Annotated in this window: 15 protein-coding genes and 2 tRNA genes; 6 read left to right on the top strand and 11 right to left on the bottom strand. The window is 68.9% G+C overall.

The annotated features are described in order from the left end of the window. Positions 1-21: 21 nt before the first annotated feature. From AC06G6_RS06130 to AC06G6_RS06120, 3 genes are read right to left on the bottom strand one after another with little or no spacing between them, the layout of a single operon-like run. Positions 22-927: a DMT family transporter gene (locus AC06G6_RS06130; protein ID WP_479827327.1), complete on the bottom strand. Its 906-nt coding sequence runs from the start codon at positions 925-927 to the stop codon at positions 22-24. After that, a complete protein-coding gene (locus tag AC06G6_RS06125; RefSeq protein WP_479827325.1) occupies positions 927-1,562 on the bottom strand; it encodes a CDP-alcohol phosphatidyltransferase family protein in 636 nt (211 codons plus the stop codon). The genes AC06G6_RS06130 and AC06G6_RS06125 overlap by 1 nt, the downstream gene beginning before the upstream one ends. Positions 1,563-1,617: 55 nt before the next feature. Then, on the bottom strand, positions 1,618-2,511 hold the full coding sequence (locus tag AC06G6_RS06120; protein WP_479827323.1) for a phage holin family protein: 894 nt from the start codon (positions 2,509-2,511) through the stop codon (positions 1,618-1,620). Positions 2,512-2,695: 184 nt separating this feature from the next. Here AC06G6_RS06120 and AC06G6_RS06115 point away from each other — a divergent pair, with 184 nt between their 5' ends. Both AC06G6_RS06115 and AC06G6_RS06110 read left to right on the top strand, forming a co-directional pair. Continuing rightward, positions 2,696-3,919: a multidrug effflux MFS transporter gene (locus AC06G6_RS06115; protein ID WP_479827321.1), complete on the top strand. Its 1,224-nt coding sequence runs from the start codon at positions 2,696-2,698 to the stop codon at positions 3,917-3,919. Between the two features lie 429 nt (positions 3,920-4,348). Further along, positions 4,349-4,756: a hypothetical protein gene (locus AC06G6_RS06110; RefSeq protein WP_307458732.1), complete on the top strand. Its 408-nt coding sequence runs from the start codon at positions 4,349-4,351 to the stop codon at positions 4,754-4,756. A gap of 76 nt (positions 4,757-4,832) precedes the next feature. On the opposite strand, the gene AC06G6_RS06105 is transcribed toward AC06G6_RS06110, so the two are convergent. The 7 genes from AC06G6_RS06105 to AC06G6_RS06075 all read right to left on the bottom strand — a co-directional run bounded on the left by AC06G6_RS06105 (position 4,833) and on the right by AC06G6_RS06075 (position 12,719). Continuing rightward, positions 4,833-4,905, bottom strand: a tRNA-Asn gene (locus tag AC06G6_RS06105). 136 nt (positions 4,906-5,041) lie between these two features. Beyond that, positions 5,042-5,114 (bottom strand) — tRNA-Asn (locus tag AC06G6_RS06100). 103 nt (positions 5,115-5,217) lie between these two features. Next, a complete protein-coding gene (dnaG, locus tag AC06G6_RS06095) occupies positions 5,218-7,161 on the bottom strand; it encodes a DNA primase (RefSeq protein ID WP_479827319.1) in 1,944 nt (647 codons plus the stop codon). A gap of 73 nt (positions 7,162-7,234) precedes the next feature. Next, a complete protein-coding gene (locus AC06G6_RS06090; protein ID WP_479827315.1) occupies positions 7,235-8,524 on the bottom strand; it encodes a deoxyguanosinetriphosphate triphosphohydrolase in 1,290 nt (429 codons plus the stop codon). Then, a complete protein-coding gene (gene dusB / locus AC06G6_RS06085; RefSeq protein ID WP_479827313.1) occupies positions 8,517-9,698 on the bottom strand; it encodes a tRNA dihydrouridine synthase DusB in 1,182 nt (393 codons plus the stop codon). The genes AC06G6_RS06090 and dusB overlap by 8 nt, the downstream gene beginning before the upstream one ends. 64 nt (positions 9,699-9,762) lie before the next feature. After that, positions 9,763-11,169, bottom strand: coding sequence for a YibE/F family protein (locus AC06G6_RS06080; protein ID WP_479827311.1), 1,407 nt, complete (start codon positions 11,167-11,169; stop codon positions 9,763-9,765). A gap of 176 nt (positions 11,170-11,345) precedes the next feature. After that, a complete protein-coding gene (locus tag AC06G6_RS06075; protein WP_479827309.1) occupies positions 11,346-12,719 on the bottom strand; it encodes an FAD-binding oxidoreductase in 1,374 nt (457 codons plus the stop codon). Between the two features lie 397 nt (positions 12,720-13,116). On the opposite strand from AC06G6_RS06075, the gene AC06G6_RS06070 reads away from it, so the two are divergent. The 4 genes from AC06G6_RS06070 to AC06G6_RS06055 all read left to right on the top strand — a co-directional run bounded on the left by AC06G6_RS06070 (position 13,117) and on the right by AC06G6_RS06055 (position 17,107). Continuing rightward, complete coding sequence (locus AC06G6_RS06070) at positions 13,117-13,866, top strand: alpha/beta hydrolase (protein ID WP_479828557.1); 750 nt, start codon at positions 13,117-13,119, stop codon at positions 13,864-13,866. Next, complete coding sequence (locus AC06G6_RS06065; protein WP_479827307.1) at positions 13,866-14,759, top strand: DUF1295 domain-containing protein; 894 nt, start codon at positions 13,866-13,868, stop codon at positions 14,757-14,759. The genes AC06G6_RS06070 and AC06G6_RS06065 overlap by 1 nt, the downstream gene beginning before the upstream one ends. Before the next feature lies 1 nt (position 14,760). Further along, positions 14,761-15,591, top strand: coding sequence for a lysophospholipid acyltransferase family protein (locus AC06G6_RS06060; protein WP_479827305.1), 831 nt, complete (start codon positions 14,761-14,763; stop codon positions 15,589-15,591). Positions 15,592-15,664: 73 nt separating this feature from the next. Then, the gene (locus AC06G6_RS06055) at positions 15,665-17,107 is read left to right on the top strand and encodes a short-chain fatty acid transporter (protein ID WP_479827303.1); all 1,443 of its coding nucleotides are present in this window, start codon (positions 15,665-15,667) and stop codon (positions 17,105-17,107) included. A 105-nt stretch (positions 17,108-17,212) separates the two neighbouring features. Here AC06G6_RS06055 and AC06G6_RS06050 read toward each other — a convergent pair whose 3' ends face one another. After that, positions 17,213-18,214 (bottom strand): GNAT family N-acetyltransferase, encoded by a 1,002-nt coding sequence (locus AC06G6_RS06050; protein ID WP_479827300.1) that lies wholly within the window; start codon positions 18,212-18,214, stop codon positions 17,213-17,215. Between the last annotated feature and the right edge of the window lie 2 nt (positions 18,215-18,216).

Raw genomic sequence — 18,216 nt, 5'->3', positions numbered from 1 at the left:
CTGCTGAGGTCTGTTGAGGTCCTACGACACCCGTCCCGCGGCCTTCCGCGCGTCCTTCTTGCGCTTGGTGACTTCGGGATGGTGTCTGGACAAAGCGATCACTCCCACGATAGCAAGCGAACCGGCCGCCCCCATCGCAATTGCCGTCACGGCTTGGACATCCGGGCGCAGCTCGCCGAGGATCGTGATGCCGATTGCGATGCCGACAATCGGGTCGATCACCGTCAGTCCGGCGATCACGAGATCCGGCGGGCCGCCGGAGTAGGCGTTTTGGACGAACCACGAGCCAAGGACGCCGGCGGCGACGATTGCGACCACCGAGTACCACGGCACATTCTGGATGCCCAGGCCGTTGGGATCCAGCAGGTGCTTGCCGATGATGCGGGTGAGGACGGCGACGAAGCCGAACAGGATTCCCGCGCCAAGGATATAGATGAAGGCGCTCATCCGTTGCCGGAACACCAGGGCGAGCGTCCCGAAAAGTCCGACAACCAGGGCCAGCAGCAGCACAACTGTCAGCTCGTCGGAGGAGCTGACTGCGTGGGTTTCCTGGGTCACGGTGACCGCCAGGATCACAAACAGGGCCGAGCCGGTGACGCAGGCGGAGATGGCCACCACCGTGGCCCGGTTGATGGTCAGCCCCTGGTCCTTGGCGTTGACGATCGTGGTGATCACGAGGGCAATCGCCCCGATCGGCTGCACCACCGTCAGTGGCGCCAGCACCAGGGCGACGGAGTTCAACGCCATGCCCGCACACAGCAGCAGGAGACCGAACACCCAGCGCGGGTTGCGGAGCAGCCGGACCATGCCATGGTTGCTGAGCGCCAGTCCCCCGGTGTCCGCCTTGACCGCACTGCCCTGGCGCTGGGCGCCGATTGCGAGGCAGAACGCGCCCAGCACCGCAAGCAGGACAGCGAACCACACCATCAGCGGGTGCCGCCGTCGACGTCGGGCTCGTGGCTCTTAAGCTTTTTGCCCTTTCGGATGATGGCCCAGAAATAGTTGTAGCCGGCGATCCAGTGCCCCACGAGCCCCAGCCCCAGGAAGATCCAGGCGGCGGTGAGGTAGACCTCGGTGCCGGGGATGGGGAGTTTCGAGAGCACGAGCAGCGGTGTGCCGACCAGCAGGAGCGCAGTCCGGATCTTGCCGATCCGGCTCACGGGCAGGTCGGGGTGGCCGTGGAAGTAGTAGAGCGACAGGGCGAGCAGGATGGCGTCCGGGATCAGCAGCGCCGCGAGGTACCACCACTCGACGACGCCGGCGATCACCAGCGTGACGGCAACCGCGATCAGCGACAGCCGGTCCGCGATGGGGTCCATGACCCGCCCGAGGTTGGACATCTGGTCGTACCGGCGGGCGACGTAGCCGTCCACCCAGTCGGTGCTGCCCATGATGGCCAGGACCAGGGCGGCATAGCCGTATTCCTGCACCCCGAGCACGAGCCAGATGAAGAGCGGGACGCCGAGGAACCGCACGACGGTCAACACGTTGGGGATGGTAAAAACCCGGTCGTGGTGGATCTGGGGCTGACCAGGCCGGGAACCAGCGCCGATGAACTTCATCCAGTCCCCCTTTCCGTGGCCGGCAACGATCGGGCGTTGCAGTTCAGCGGGCTGCCTAGCCCTTGATCAGTTTGCGCAGAAGGAACACGAGGGCTGCGGCTGAGGCGGTGAGTGCGACGAGCGGCTTCCACCGCTCGCTCAGCTGGCTTGCCACGCCGGCGCCGTCGGTACCGGCCCCGCCGGACGCCGCTGGCCGCTTCGCGCGGCGGCTGGCCGCGGAGCGGACCTCGGCAACTTTCTCGCTGAGCTGTTCCTTGCCGTCCTGCAGCTTCACCTGGGCCACGGCCAGGAGTGCCTGCGCCTGGGTCTTGACGTCCAGTTCCTTGTTCAGTTCGTCGCGGACTCCGGTGAGGTGGCTGCGGCGCTCGTCCAGCCGGCGTCGCAGTTCCGCTTCGGTGGGCGGCGGACCGAAGTCCGGCTCGGCGGCCTTCTTGGCTTCCTTCTCGGCCTGGGCCTTGGCGGCGGCTTCGGCCTTGGCGGCCTTGGCGGCCTTGTACTGCTCGGATTCCGGATCCAGCACGGCAGGATCGAAAGCGGAGCCCTCCTTGGCGATGCCGAGGTCGTACTTCAGGCCCCGGATGGTGTCTTCGGGGACCAGCGGCAGGGCCTTCTTGAACTTGCCGACGCCGACCAGGCCGGCGATCAGGGCGATGATGAGGAAGACGCCGCAGACGAGCAGGGCCGCGAGCCAGGCGGGCATGATCGTCGCGAGTCCCATGATGGCGGCGACGATGAGGCCGGTGACCAGGAAAGCGACGAAGATCAGCGCGACGACGAGGAAGGCGGAGGCGACGCCGACCTGGATGCCCTTGCGCTTGAGCTCGACCTTGGCGAGGGCAATCTCGTCGTTGAGCTGCCGCGGAGCCAGTTTGAAGATCAGTTTCAGGGTCTTCGGGAGCGCGGAGATGCGCAGCCCCCCGTTTGTCCCGCCGCTGTGACGTCCGCTCATCGGTCCCGCCTAACTGGTTACGTCTGTGATTCCGCTTCCGCGGGCTTGCCGGTCTGCGCAGCTTCACGCACACCCCGGTGTCAAAACTACCATTCAGGCTCCCTGCCGCCGCGCGGGCGCGGGCTGTGGCGCGCCCTGCGCCGCAGACCTGGCCGGTGGCCGTGCGCCCCTAGGATTGACCTCTGTGACTACACCCACCAATCCCGGCGATTCCCTGAGCCGCCGCCGCAAGCTCCTCTACATTCTGATGCTCGGCGCCCTGACCGCTCTGGGTCCCTTCACCGTGGACCTGTACCTTCCGGCCTTCCCGGCTCTGGAAGAGAGCCTGGCCGTCTCGGAGGCGGCCGTGCAGCTGACGCTGACCGGCACCACGCTCGGCTTTGCGCTCGGCCAGTTGGTGGTGGGGCCGCTGAGCGACAAATTCGGCCGGCGGATGCCGCTGATCCTTGCGACGGCGGTGCACATTGTGGCCTCCCTGGGGGCGGCCCTGTCGACCGACATCACGACGCTGGGCTTCTTCCGCGTGCTGATGGGCATCGGCGCCGCGGGCGGCGGCGTGGTCGCCATGGCGATGGTGCGGGACCTGTTCAGCGGTTTCGCCATGGTGCGGATGTTCTCCCGGATGGCCCTCGTGAACGGCCTGGCGCCGATCCTCGCTCCGGTGATCGGCTCTCAGCTGCTGCTGTTCATGCCGTGGCCGGGCATCTTCTTCTTCCTGGCCGGCTACGGCATGTGCGTCCTCATCGCCGCGATCTTCGTGGTGCGCGAGACGCTGCCCCGGGAACTCCGCGGAAAAACCGGCATGACCGCCCGGCAGCGCTACGGTGTGCTGTTCAGGGACCGAATCTTTGTGGGGCTGTTGCTGGTGGGCGGCATGAACTTCGCCGGGCTTTTCACGTACCTGTCCGCGTCGCCGTTCCTGTTCCAGGACGTCTACGGCTTCAGCCCGCAGCAGTACGGCCTGCTCTTCGGCGTGAATTCCCTGGGCATCGTTGCGGGCGTGCAGACCAGCTCGAGGCTCATCCGCAAGGTTCCGCCGCAGTGGATCCTGGCGTGCTCCACGGCGTGGATGTTCCTGATGGCTTTGTTGATCGTGCTCTTCGACCAGCTGGGCTTCGGTCTGTGGGGCGTGATGGTGCCGCTGTGGTTCTACATCCTTGGCGCCGGCTTCACATTCCCCTGTGTCCAGGTGCTGGCGCTCGCCAAGCACGGCGCCCAGGCCGGGACCGCCGCCTCCCTGCTCGGTGCCGCCACGTTCCTGATGGCCGGCCTCATCTCGCCGGTGGTGGGCTGGCTCGGCGTCACATCATCCACCCCGATGGGCGCCGTCCAGGCCGCGTGCATCTTCCTCGCCGCGGCCGCCCTCTGGCTGGTCGTCAGGCCCAGCACGGTCCCGCCCATCCAGTAGCCACCCCGCGCGCCGCCCCACCACCCCCGTGGGACATGCCCATTTTTGGCGCGCAGGAGTGGGCATATGGGCACTATGTCCACGCACACCCCCCCAGCGCGGGGCATGTCCCCCGGGCGACATGGTGCGGCCTGCTCTCTTGCGGGAGGACATGCTCAGCCTTCGCAGCCACGTGTGGGCATATGGGCACTATGTCCATGCACACACCCCAGCGCTGGGCATGTCCCCCGGGGGTTCGGTGCACACGCTGGGCATGTCCCCCCGGGGGTTCGGTGCACACGCTGGGCATGTCCCCCCGGGGGTTCGGTGCACACGGTGGGCATGTCCCCCGGGGGTTCGGTGCACACGGTGGGCATGTCCCCCCGGGCGGGGCCGCGCAGTTGTCCGCGGGCCCTGTTGCCGCTCCACGGCGGGCGATAAAGTTGTGATGTGCCCCACTGGCAGGATCCTCCGCCCAAGCCGGCCACGTGGCAGCGGTGCGACACCGGAATCCTGCCTCTGTGGTGGGATCGCCTGTGCAGCCAGACCAGCCAGCAGTCGGCGGCCCTCTTCGCGGCCGGCCTGTTCACCGAGGACCGCCGGCGCCCGATCGCCCAGTGGTACAACCCGGCCTTCGATTCAGCCCTCCTGGTCGCACCCGAGACGTCCCCGGAGTGGCCCGTGCAGCGCTTCGGGATCTTCTATGCCCCGCCCGGCGGCGGCTTCACCCAGGTGCACTCCGCACCGCACGAATGGCACCCCCGGGAACCCCGTAAGTCCCCCACCGAACTCGAAGCCTTCCGTGCAGCCGTGGCGGAGGCGGAGCGGTTCCTCCAGGTGGAGATGTATTTCGTCTGAGCACACAGTAGGCCGCCGTAAGAGGGCACAAAAAAGGTCCCGCAGCCGGTTATTCACCGGCCGCGGGACCTGTCCGCTCCTCCTGCTGGACTTGAACCAGCAACCCTTCGATTAACAGTCGAATGCTCTGCCAATTGAGCTAAGGAGGAATGAAGCAGGTACGACATTAGCAAAGGTTTTGCCGCTTAGGAAATCGGCCCGCCGCCCTCCCCGTCGTTGCCCGCCAATACCCCCTCCGGGTATAAAAAAGTCCCCGTCCCGGTGACCCGGGACGGGGACTGCGCGCTCCTCCTGCTGGACTTGAACCAGCAACCCTTCGATTAACAGTCGAATGCTCTGCCAATTGAGCTAAGGAGGAATGAAGCGGATATAAGCCTAGCAAACACCCGGCCGGGAAGTGAAATTGCCCCCTGCGGGACAACACGGCGGCACGGCCAAGCCTCGGCGGCCGGGCTCTAGGATCAGGCCTCCGCGCGCAGGGACCGCCGCTGCATCTCCAGCTGCATGAGCTCCCGGTTCAGCCGCTGGAACTCCTCCGGGTCGGCTGTCGCGTCCAGTCGCTGCAGCTGTCCCATTTTGTCGGCCTTGACCCGGGTGATCTGCAGCTCGAACAAGCGCGCCAGGATGTCCTTGCAGTAGCGCAGGACGCCGTCGGCGGTGCTGGCCGGCAGCGGGACGACCGCCAGCTCGGACACGAGCGGGCGCAGCGGCTCGGGAACCTCCTGGAGCAGCTGTTCCACCCAGCGCACCGGGTCGCCCGCGAACGCCAGGCCGGTGGCCCGGATGGCCTCGTGGATGGCCAGGTACGCCGGCGTCGAGAACCTCGCGTCGGTGAAACGCAGCCAGGTCTCGCCTTCCAGCATCCCGGGCTGCTGGAGGGCAACCTCCAGAGCCTGCCGTTCCATCGCCGCCACGGGGTCGCGCGGGTCGGGACGGTTGAAGGACGGCAGCGCGGCCGACGCCGAGAAGGGAGCCACGCCCGGGGCGGTTCCCCCGCCGGTCACCGTAACGAACCCGGAGCCCTGGCCGCGGCCCCGGTGCGTGCCGGACCCGGCTCCGCCCGGCGGCGCCTGGGCGGCACGCTTGGCGGCAGCGCCCACGGCCCGGCTGACTTCCTCCACCGGCATGCCCAGCCAGCCGGACAGTTCCCGGGCGTAGGCGGGACGGATGCCGGCGTCGCGGATCTGCGCGACGACCGGGGCGGATTCCCGCAGGGCGGCGATCCGGCCCTCGACCGTGTCCAGGTTGTGCCGCTTCAGGGCGGCCCGGATGGCAAATTCAAACAAGGGGCGGCGGGTGGCAATCAGGTCCCGGACGGCGGCGTCGCCCTTGGACTGGCGCAGCTCACAGGGGTCCGCGCCGTTGGGCTCCACGGCCACGTAGGTCTGCGCCACGAACCGCTGGTCCTCCTCGAAGGCCCGCAGGGCCGCCTTCTGGCCGGCGGCGTCGCCGTCGAAGGTGAAGATGACTTCGCCGCCGCTGCCGTCGTCGGAGAGCAGGCGGCGGGCAATCTTGATGTGTTCGGTGCCGAAGGCCGTGCCGCAGGTGGCCACCGCGGTCGTGATCCCGGCGAGGTGGCAGGCCATCACGTCGGTGTAGCCCTCCACCACAACGAGCTGCCGGTCCTTGGCGATGCTGCGCTTGGCGAGGTCGATCCCGTAGAGCACCTGCGACTTCTTGTAGAGCGCGGTTTCGGGGGTGTTGAGGTATTTGGGGCCCTGGTCGTCCTCGTAGAGCTTGCGGGCGCCGAAGCCGATGGTGTCCCCCGCGATGTCGCGGATGGGCCAGATCAGCCGGCCACGGAAACGGTCGTAGATCCCCCGCCCGCCTTCGGAGAACATCCCCGTGAGTTTGAGCTCGGGATCCGTGAAGCCCCGGCCGCGAAGGTGCTTGAGCAGCGAGTCCCAGCCCTGCGGGGCGTACCCGACGCCGAACTGGTCGGCTGCGGCGCGGTCGAAGCCGCGGTCATGCAGGAAGGTGCGGCCCTCGGTCGCTCCGGGGGTCAGCAGCTGGGCGCGGAAAAACTCGTCAGCGATCTTGTGGGCATCGATCAGCCGCTGCCGGCGGCCGACGTCCTCGCGGTTCGGTCCGGAACCGCCGTCCTCGTACCGGAGCTCGAAGCCGATGCGGGCGGCCAGCTTTTCGACGGCCTCGTGGAAGGAGGTGTGGTCCAGCTTCTGCACGAAGGAGATGACATCGCCGTCCTCGCCGCAGCCGAAGCAGTGGTACCTGCCCACCTGGGGGCGGACGGTGAACGAGGGAGAACGCTCGTCATGGAAGGGGCACAGGCCTTTGAAGGAGCCCAGCCCCGCCCCTTTGAGGGTCACGTAGCCGTCGACAACTTCCTTGATGTCCGTGCGCTGGCGTACTTCGTCGATATCTTCACGTTTGATCAGGCCGGCCACAGTGCCATCCTAGTACCGCGCCCCGACAGGAACGGTGCATAGCAGTGCACTGCGGGCAACGTCACCAGGACCGTCACCACAGTGACGGCAGGCTGCCGACGAGCCGCTCGTACATGGCCAGCGCGGAACCGTCGGTCAACGACGCCACCTGGTCGATCACGACACGCAGCCGCGCGCCGTCGTCCTCCGCGTCGCGCCAGTCGGCGGCGAACATCGGCTCCAGATGGCGGTCCCCGGTGGCGCTCAGGGCCGTCACGAGGGCGTGCAGGACCTCGCGCTGGCGTTCGTAGATGGGCCGCCGGTGTTCGGTGGTCATCACGAAAGTGGTGGCCAGGCCCTTCATCACGGCGATTTCCATCACGGTCTCGTCCGGAACGATCAGCTCCGCGTTGTAGCGGGTCAGGTTCTCCGGGCCGTAGACAGCGCGGGTGGACGCCAGCGCACTCTGGCAGAACCGGCCGATCAGCTGGCTGGTCATGTCCTTGAGCGCCGCCATCGCCTTGCGGCTGCCGTCGGCCTCGCGGACCCAGACGCTGGTGGCTTCCAGCCGGGCCAGGGCCGCATCAATCGCGGCGGGGTCGTTCTGCGGCAGGTACCACTGCTTGGCGTAGCCGACCACCCGGGCACGGTGGTCCGGATTGTCCATCCAGCGCAGCTGGAAGTGCCCGGCGACGATAGCGTCCTCGACGTCATGCACGGAGTAGGAGATGTCGTCGGCGAGGTCCATGACCTGCGCTTCGAGGCAGGAGCGCCGCTCCGGGGCGTCCTCGCGGATCCAGTCGAAGATCGGCAGGTCGTCCTCGTAGGCGCCGAACTTGCTGGTCCGCTCGCCGTGGATGACGGGCGCGTTCGCCGCCGACCACGGGTACTTCGCCGCGGCGTCGAGGCTGGCGCGGGTGAGGTTAAGCCCGGCGGGGCTCCCGTCGGCGGTGAGGACCTTGGGCTCCAGCCGGGTCAGCAGACGCAGCGTCTGGGCGTTGCCCTCGAATCCGCCGACGGCGTGGGCGACCTCGTTCAGCGCCGATTCGCCGTTATGGCCGAACGGCGGGTGGCCGAGGTCGTGGCTGAGGCAGGCGGTGTCCACGACGTCGGGGTCGCAGCCGAGGGCACGGCCCAGTTCGCGGCCCACCTGGGCCACTTCGAGGCTGTGGGTCAGGCGGGTCCGGACAAAGTCGTCGGTGTCGGGGGCCACGACCTGGGTTTTGGCTCCGAGCCGGCGCAGGGCCGAGGAGTGCAGCACCCGGGCGCGGTCGCGTTCGAAGTCGGAGCGGTACGTGGACTTGGGCGGTTCCTCGACCCAGCGGGCGGTGTCCCGTCCGACGTATCCGTCGAGCACGGGGGCGGTGGTCCTGGTTTCAGCCACCGGACACGTCCAGTTCCGCGTGGCTGATCTCACGCGACTGGTCGGCGTCCATGTTGCGGTCCAGCAGCCAGTCCTTGGGCAGGGCGGGCTTCTTCGGCGAGCCGGCGCGGCCGCGGGGGCCTTCGGCGTCCACGCCGGGGTACGGCGAGTCCAGGTCCAGCTGGTCCAGGGTGTCGCGCAGGACCTCGAGGCTGGTCACCATGGCCAGTTTGGTCCGCAGTTCACTGCCGACGACGTAGCCCTTGAAGTACCAGGCCATGTGCTTGCGGATCTCCCGGAGCGCCTTGCCTTCATCGTTGCCGAACGTCTCGACCATCAGCTGCGCGTGGCGGTACACGCCTTCCGCCACCTGCCGCAGGGCCGGTTTGTGGCGTGCGTCGCTGCCTTCGAAGGCCGCCACGAGGTCCCCGAACAGCCACGGGCGGCCCTGGCAGCCGCGGCCCACCACAACACCGTCGACGCCGGTCTCGCGGACCATGCGGATGGCGTCCTCGGCGGACCAGATGTCGCCGTTGCCGAGCACCGGGATGTCCGGCAGCGCCTCACGCAGCCGGGCAATTGCGGACCAGTCGGCCTGGCCGGAGTAGAACTGCGCGGCGGTGCGGCCGTGGAGCGCGACGGCGGCGACACCGGAATCGCGGGCGATCCGGCCGGCGTCGAGGTAGGTCAGGTGGTCCTCGTCAATGCCCTTGCGCATCTTGATGGTCAGCGGGACGTTGCCCCGGGAGGCTTCCTTGACCGCGGTCTGCACGATCGAGGTGAACAGATCGATCTTCCAGGGCAGGGCCGAGCCGCCGCCCCGCCGCGTCACTTTGGGCACGGGGCAGCCGAAGTTAAGGTCGATGTGGTCCGCGCGGTCCTCCTCGACGAGCATCCGGACAGCCTGGCCGACCGTGACCGGGTCCACGCCGTAGAGCTGGACGGACCGGACCTTCTCGTCGTCGTCGTGGGCGATGATGCGCAGGGATTCCGGCGTGCGCTCCACGAGGGCGCGGGACGTGACCATCTCCGCGACGTAGAGGCCGCCGCCGTATTCACGGCAGAGCCGGCGGAACGCGGAGTTGGTGATGCCCGCCATGGGGGCCAGGATCACGGGGGTGTCCACCGTGATGGGACCCAGCTTCAGGGGCGGGAGTTCCAGCTTGGCGGCGGGAGGGGTAGCTACAACAGTCACCTGTTCATTGTCTCAAATCCGGGCAAATCGGCCCGATCCGCGCCTGCTATGTGGAAACCCGGGGTCAGTCGCGTGCGGCGGCGCGCCGCCCGCGGCGCCCTGCCGGCGCCGCTGCGAAGGCATCGTCGGAGCCGCCGTCGGGGTCGATGTCGGGGTCGATGTCAGGCGCGACGGCGGTGCTGCCGCCGGCGCCGCGGCCCGCACCCGAAGCCCCGCCCAGGGCTTTGATCCCGGTTGCCTTCACCACGAGGACCGCGATCAGCGTGGTGACGGGGATCGCCAGGACCAGTCCGACGGAGCCGACCAGGGTGCGGATCACTTCCTCGGAGAGCTCGGCGCTGGTGAGGGCGTCGCCGAGCGGCCGTTCGTAGAGCATCACCAGGATCAGCACCGGCAGGGCCGCGCCTGCGTAGGCGAACGCGATGGTGTAGACGGTCGAGGCGATGTGGTCCCGGCCGATCCGCATTGCGGAGGTGAAGAGCTGGCGGGCGGAGGTTTCCGGGGCCAGTTCCCACAGTTCCCAGACCGCCGAGGACTGTGTGATGGTGACGTCGTTGAGGACACCCAGGCCGGAGATGATGAGCCCGCAGAGGATGATGCCGGAGATGGAGATATTGCCCGAGATGTTCGCGAGGGTGGCGGAATCGTGGCTGCCGACGCCGGCGAGGTTGGCGGCGTCGGTGGCCCAGGCCGCCAGCAGCGCGGTAATCGCCAGGCCGAACATGGTGCCCAGCAGCGCCGTGGAGGTCCGGGCGGAGAAGCCGTGGGCGAAGTAGAGCACCCCGATCATGATCACCGTGGACCCCACCAGCGCCAGCAGCAGCGGCGGTTTGCCCTCGACCAGCCCCGGGAGCATAAAGGACACCAGCACACCGTAGGCGCCGACGAGCCCGATCAGCGCGCGCAGCCCGCGCCAGCGCGCCACGGCGATCACGACGGCGGCGTAGAGCACCGCGAGGAATATGATCGGCAGGGTCCGGACAAAGTCAACGAAGACGTAGGCCGGTGTGCCTTGGGCTTCGGCGCCCTGGACCTTGGAGAGGTTTAGGTAGCGGATGTTGTCGCCGGCTTTCACGCCGTGTGATTTGGCGACGTCGGGGTTGATGACGACCTTGACGGGGTTGCCGCCCTTGTCCGGGTCGGTGAACGCAAAAGTGCATTCCGATCCCTGCTGCGGGGCCGTGTCCGTCCCGGCCTGTTCCGGCGGGAGGGCGTCCATGCAGCTGCCGGTGACAACGCGCTGGATCTTGCCGGTGTCGAACGTGACGCCCGGCGCGGCCGCGTAGGGGCTCGCGAGCGTGATCCCCTCTTTGCTACCCGAGGGCCACAGCAGCGCCATCGCCACGAGTGTCAGCAGTGTCAGCGGTATCAGGATGGCGGCCAGGATGAGGTTGGCCTTCTTCCGTGCAACGAGCGCCTGGGGCGTCGGATCCGCGTGTCCTTGCGGGGTGTGTGAATGTCCGGCGCCCATCAGCAGTTCAACCTCATGCGGAAGACTTTACGGCGTTTCCCGGTCCCGACCTGACGCGGCGGACGTGCCGGGCGCCGTTATGACGCACGGCGTCGGGCCCGGCGCCGTTAAGGTGACACGACGCCGGGCCCGGTCCCGGTGTCCCCCTGTGCCGGCCCCGGCCGCGCCCGGTCCGGTCAGGCTGGGGTGATGTTCTGGTTGACGTGGAAGAGGTTCTGCGGATCGTACTTGGCTTTGACCTGCCGCAGGCGCTGGTAGTTCGGCCCGTAATTCTCCGCAACCTTCGTCATATCGTCGCCGTCCATGAAATTGATGTAGCCCGCATTCTCTGAGTAGGGCTGCAGCGCCTTGGCGTAATCCCGCACCCAGGCGATGTTCGCCTCAGTATCCGCGGGATCCTCCCAATGGCAGGCGATGACCGGGGAGAACCTGGCGTTGCGGTTGGGGAAGGCCGTGTCCGTGGCGCCCACGCGGTGCACGGCGCCGTCGATCGGATAGATATGGACGGCGGTCTGCACGCTGGGCACCCTGCTGCCGTACTCAAGGTGGGCGTTGATGGCCCCATCGTTGAGTTCCGTCAGGAAGGCCGCCTTCCAGTAGGCCAACAGTCCCTTCGGATACAACCCGTCGAAGGCCGAGTTCAGGGCCGGATACGGCATCGGCCCGACCATGGAACCCACCACCGGCGCGGCGTCGAGGAATGGCTGCCAGCGGGCCGGACCTTCGGCCGGGTCACCAGTCCACATGCCGACCACAACGCACACCGGTTTCCCGTGCCACTCCTCCGGAAGGAACGGAACCGGCGGCCCCTGATGGAAGGCGAGGAACGCGCCCAGCTCTTCGGGGGATGCCGCCAGGTGCTCACGGTAGAACTTGGCGACGGTTTCGGCGTGCTCCACCGGATAGATGACGATGCCGGCATGGACCATGTCCACCGGATGCAGGCGGAACTCCAGCGAGGTCACGACGCCGAAGTTCCCGCCGCCGCCGCGCAGCGCCCAGAAGAGGTCGTCGTTCTCGCTCTCGCTGGCCGTGAGGAACTTGCCGTCCGCGGTGACGACATCAGCCGAGAGCAGGTTGTCGCAACTGAGCCCGTATTTGCGGTCCAGATAGCCAATGCCGCCGCCGAGGGTCAGCCCCGAGACGCCGGTTGACCCGACGATGCCGCCGGTGGTCGCCAGCCCGAAGGCGTGCGTGGCGTGGTTGAAGTCGGCCCAGGTTGCACCCGCCTCAGTCCTCGCCGTCTTGTTGGCCGGATCAACCCGGACCCCTCTGGTGTTGGTGAAATCGATGACCAGCGCACCATCGGCGGTGCCAAAGCCCGGTCCGCTGTGGCCCCCGCCGCGGACGGCTACATCCAGGGCATTGTCCCGGGCGAAGTTGACGCTGGCGATCACGTCGGCCACCTGGGACACGCGGACCACCGCTGCCGGCTGCTTGTCGATCATGCCGTTCTGCACGGCCCGCGCGGCGTCGTAGTCCGCGTCGCCTGGGGTGATGACCTGCCCGCGGACCTGGTCGCGCAGGCTATCGAAGCTGTTTCCGTTCATCCTGTACCGTCTCATTTTCTGTATCGGGAGAATGTGTCATGAGACCCGATCCGGACGGTGGCCCGTGCCCCCAGCCGGCAGGAGTCCGGAGGTTCACGAGCACATGCCTACTCTTCCGGCCCTGCTCCGTCAAGAGGTTCCCGGCCGGCGCCCGAAGAGCCCCGGCGCCCGAAGAGCCCCGCGGCCCAGCCCGCCGGTCCCATCCCTGCGCGCCGCCGCTCCGAATATTCAATGGGCATGTCCCCCGGAACCCGGGGCGCCCCGCCGGCCGGCAGCTGAGCTGCGGACCTTGAACTGCGGGCCTGGAGCTGCGGACTTTGAACTGCGGAACTTGAACTGCGGGCAGCGCGCCCTATGGTTGGAATTGACGGACAAGATGTGGAGGATTGGCGTGGCCATACGCAAGATCGACGACCGCGAACCGGTGCCGGCGGGTCCCGGGGCGGACGCCAGGGCCGTGTTGAGCATTGCCCGGGCCAGCGGGGAAACCCGGGGAGTCGCCCTGGTCCTGCACGGCGGGCGGTCCAAAAGCTTCGAATCCGTCCGCGGCAGGCACCTGAGTCCCGCCCGGATGCTGCCCTTCGCCCGGGCACTTCACACCGGCGGCGCACGCGACGGGCTGGCGGTCTGGACACTCCGGAACCGGTACCGCGGCTGGAACGGGAAGGACATGTCCCCCGTCCAGGACGCCCGCTGGGCGCTCTCCCACATCAGCCGCGAGCACCCCGGCGTCCCCATTTACCTCCTCGGCCACTCAATGGGCGGCCTGACCGCACTCTGCGTCGCTGACCACCCCCAGGTGGAAGCCGTCGTCGCCCTGGCGCCCTGGCTCGATGCCCAGACCCCGGTGGAGCGCGTGGCCGGCCGCCGGATCCTGATTGTCCATGGCACCAAGGACCGCTGGACCAGCCCCGCGAACTCGCTCGCCTACGCCCGCCGGGCCGACGGCGTCGCCAAGTCCGTGGACTACGTCGCGCTCAAGGGTGCCGGGCACTTTATGTTCCGTCGGGTGGGCCTGTGGAACTCGCTGGCCAACGGCTACATCCTCGACACCTTCGCCGCCAGTTCAGGCCGCGACCCCCGGGGCGGCCCCGAGGCGTTCCGCAGCCTCCTGCCCTCCGGCGCAGGCCTCCCGGTGGTGCTGTGATGCCGGACTTCCCGTTGGGGGCCTTCCTGGCCAGCCTTCCCTGGGTGGCGGCCGGCCTCGTGGTGCTGCTCGCCGGCACCTTCGCCGTCGCCGTCCGCCAGAGCCGCCATTCCGTCATCGACACCGTCTGGGGCCTGGGGTTCGTCGTCGTGGCCGCCATCTCCTGGTTCCTCTCGGCCGGACAGGGCGACGGCGGCCGCCGCCTGCTGCTGCTGGCGCTCGTGGCGGTGTGGGGCATCCGCCTCGCCCTCCACATCGGTCTCCGGGCCCGTGGCGGTCACGAGGATCCGCGGTACGTGGACCTGCTCTCCCCGGCCCCCGGGTCCCGCAACGTCTACGCCCTGCACAAGGTCTACCTGCCGCAGGGCGTGATCCTGTTCTTCGTCTCGCTCACCGTCCAGGTGGGGATGTTCAGCACCGGGAGCCTCGGCTGGCTGGCCTGGCTGGGCGTGCTGCTCTGGGTGGTCGGCTTCGTCTTCGAGACGGTCGGCGACCGGCAGCTGGCACAGTTCAAGGCCGATCCGGCCCGGCGCGGCACCGTGCTGGACACCGGCCTCTGGCGCTACACCCGGCACCCGAACTACTTCGGGGATGCCGCCGTCTGGACCGGGATGTTCCTCGTCGCCGCTGATTCCTGGCCCGGAGTGCTGACCGTCCTCTCCCCGGTCCTGATGATCTGGCTGCTCGCCGGCAAATCCGGCAAGCCGCTCACCGAGAAGGCCATGTCCGCCCGCCCGGGCTACCAGGACTACGTGGAATCCACCTCGGGTTTCCTGCCCCTGCCGCCCCGCCGGCCGCGAGGCGGCGGCGCACACCAGCCCGGTGCACACCAGCCCGGGGCACACCGGCCGGGCGCACACCAGCCCGACCGACACCGGCAGGGCGGCCGCTAGGATGCCGTGGCGGCCCCGGCCCAGCGACCGTTTCTACCGCGTCATCGTCCGCACCGGGCTGGCGCTAATACGGCTGTTCCGGATCCGGGTCATCGTCACCGGACGCGAGCACCTCCCGGCACCGGAGCCCCTCGACGCTGCCCCGCGCGGCTCGTCCCGCCCCGTCGTCCCCGGCCGGGGCGCCGTCGTCGCCATCACGCACTTCGGGTACCTCGACTTCGTGTTCGCCGAGCTGCTGCTCTGGTGGCACGCGAGGGCCCAGATGCGCTTCCTGGTCACCCAGGCGGCCGCCGACCACTGGTTTGCCGGGCCCGCGGTCAGCGCCGCCGGGCACGTCGCAGTGGGGTACGACTCGGGGTCCCACGCCTATGACAACGCCGTCGCCCGGCTCCGCGAGGGCGAGTACATCGCAATCCTGCCGGAGGCGGGCGTGAGCCGCAGCTTCCGGGTGCGGGAATGCAAGACCGGTGCCGTGCGGATGGCCGCCGAGGCCGGAGTGCCCATCATCCCCGTGTCCGTCTGGGGCGCCCACCGGCTGATGACCCGCCGCCACGGCTTCTCCCCGGCCCGCGCCTGGCGCGCCCCGGTCCGGATCCATGTCGGCGAACCGGTGGCCGTTGACCCGGCCCAGGACGCCCAGCAGGCCACCGAGGCGCTGCGCGGGGCCCTCCAGGCCGGGATCGACGCCTGCATCGCCGACTTCCCCCTCACCCCGGCCCCGGGCGCGTGGTGGATGCCGGCGGACCTCGGCGGCGGAGCACCCACCGACGAGGAACGGCAGCGCCTGGATGAGGCCGAGGGTCCGCGGCGCGCGGGCGGCCGGCGCCGATAAGCCCGGTTACCGCAACCGTCCTGACTAAACTCTCCCGGGTACAAAATCGCACTCAATGGAGAGGTACCCCTCTGTGGCAAACACAGTCCTGACGACAAGCGGAATCGGCGAAGAACGCGGTCTCGCCCGCATAGCCCAACGGATGGCGGCGTGGACCGAGAAGTGGTTCCCGGACGCCTACATCTTCGCGCTGGCCGGCGTCATCATCATCGCGGTGGCCGCCCTGGCCATCGGTGCCTCGCCCCAGTCGATCGCCGATTCCTTCGGCAACGGTTTCTGGGACCTGACCGCGTTCACCCTGCAGATGGCCATGGTGGTGCTGACCGGCTACGTCGTGGCCACCTCCCCGCCCGTGGCCAAACTGATCAACCGGCTGGCCCTTATCCCTGCCACCGCCCGCACCGCCGTGAGCTTCGTGGCGCTGATGTCCATGTCGGTGTCCTTCCTCAACTGGGGCCTCAGCCTGATCTTCGGCGGCCTGCTGGCCCGCGCCATCGCCCGCCGCAAGGACCTGACCGTGGACTACCGCGCGCTCGGCGCAGCGGCCTTCATGGGCCTGGGCGCGGTCTGGGCGCTCGGCCTGTCCTCCTCCGCGGCGCAACTGCAGGCCACCGCGGCCTCGCTGCCGCCGGCCCTGCTGAAGATCACCGGCATCCTGGACTTCGGGACCACGATCTTCACCTGGCAGTCGCTGCTCACCCTGGCCATCCTGATGGCACTCACCACGGTGATCGCGCACTTCTCGGCCCCCGAAGGCGGGTCGATCCGCACTGCGGAGGACCTCGGCGTCGACCTTGACGACGAACCGAGCGAATCGGAGCCGCGCTCCCGCCCGGGCGAATGGCTCGAATACAGCATGATCCTGCCGATCCTGGCCGGCATCCTGACGCTCGGCTGGCTCGTCTCGCAGTTCCTGACCAAGCCCTTCCTGACCGTGGTGAGCAGCCTCAACGGCTACCTGCTGGTCTTCCTGATCCTGGGCCTGGTGCTGCACGGAACCCCGCGGAACTTCCTGCAGGCCGTCACCAAGGCCGTCCCGGCGACCGCCGGCATCCTGGTCCAGTTCCCGCTCTACGCCGCGATGGCCGCGATCCTGACCAAGGCCACCGGCCACGGCGGCATGACCATCTCCGCGCATCTGGCCGAGTTCTTCACCGAGATCGGCAGCGGCGGCGGTTTCGCCGTCGTGATTGCGCTGTACACGGCACTGCTGGGCCTGCTGGTCCCCTCCGGCGGCGGCAAGTGGCTCGTGGAGGCGCCGTACGTCATGCAGTCCGCGACCGATGTGCAGATGAACCTCGGCTGGACCGTGCAGATCTACAACATTGCCGAGGCCCTGCCGAACCTGATCAACCCGTTCTTTATGCTGCCGCTGCTGGCGGTGCTGCGGCTGCGGGCCCGCGACCTGGTCGGCTTCACGTTCCTGCAGTTCGTCTTCCACCTGCCGGTGGTGCTGCTGCTCGTCTGGCTGCTCGGGATGACGTTCGACTTCGTCCCGCCGGTGATGCCCAAGTAGCCGGCGATGTTCGACTAACTGCGCCGAACGCAAACTGACCCGCAGCTGTGGCCGTTTTCACGCTTCATAACGGCCGCAGCTGCGGGTCAGTTGGGTTAAGCGGGCCTACGCCGGGTCGGAGACGACCAGGGTCTCGGCACCCAGGACGCGGGCCTTGCCGCTTTCCAGCAGCGGCTCGACGACGGCGCGCAGCGCCGCCATCGAGTCGTCCAGTTCCAGCAGCACGGGGTGCTGGAACGCAATCAGCGCCAGCAGGTCCCGGACGGCGGCCTGGGCCTCCTCCGCGGAGAGCTTCGGCTCGTGGCCCAGGAACACATCGGTGGGCTGGCCTGCCGGGGCAGCTGCCTCCGCGTTGTCCCCGGCGGGGGCCAGCTCGGCGTAGCTGATGGCGAAGGCCTGGAGCCGGCCCTTCCTGCTGGCCGCCACGCCCTGGCCGAAGGCGCTGGCCTTCGGCGCCCGCAGCACAATGGCGCCGTGGGCGCCGCTGAGTTCGTCGAGGAAGAGCCGCTGGACCGTGGCGATGCTGAGGTCCCCGGGGCTGTCCCAGCCGTGCACCGACGTGTAGTACCGGCCGACGACGTCGCTGAGTTCCACCGAACCGGTGGCCAGGTCCTCGACCTGCTCGGAGGCGGCAGCCTCGGAACCGTCGCCGAAGACCGGCAGGCGGAGGGCGCCGGGGTCGACGACGACGAGCCGGGAGCGCTGGATCGGGGCCAGCCCCGCCGCCTCGGCGAAGGCCGCCCCGGGGGTGCCCGGTTCCACCTTGGTCCGGAGCCGGGAGACGCCCGACGGCGACTGCTCCGCCTCGTGCCGGAGCATGGTCAGCAGCGTGGAGCCGACGCCGGCGCGGCGGTGCTGCCGGTCGACCTCGATGTAGGCCCAGAGCCGTTCCGGGTGCAGCGAGGCCTCGTGGACCACGCCGGCCGCGACCGGGATGGCCACGCCGTCGACGACGTCCTCGGCCACGATGCAGCGGCGCCACGGCTTGTTGTCCGAGGGTGCCAGGGTGCCGCGGAACTGCCGGGCCTGCTCGGTTTCGGGCCCGCCCCAGATTTCCAGCAGCGCCAGGTCATCGCCGTCGCGCCATTGCCGGTATGCGATCGCCACGA

The organism is Arthrobacter sp. CJL-S3, from assembly GCF_056711635.1.
Note: the sequence above shows the minus strand (reverse complement) of the source record. Positions and strands in the feature narration are given on the sequence as shown.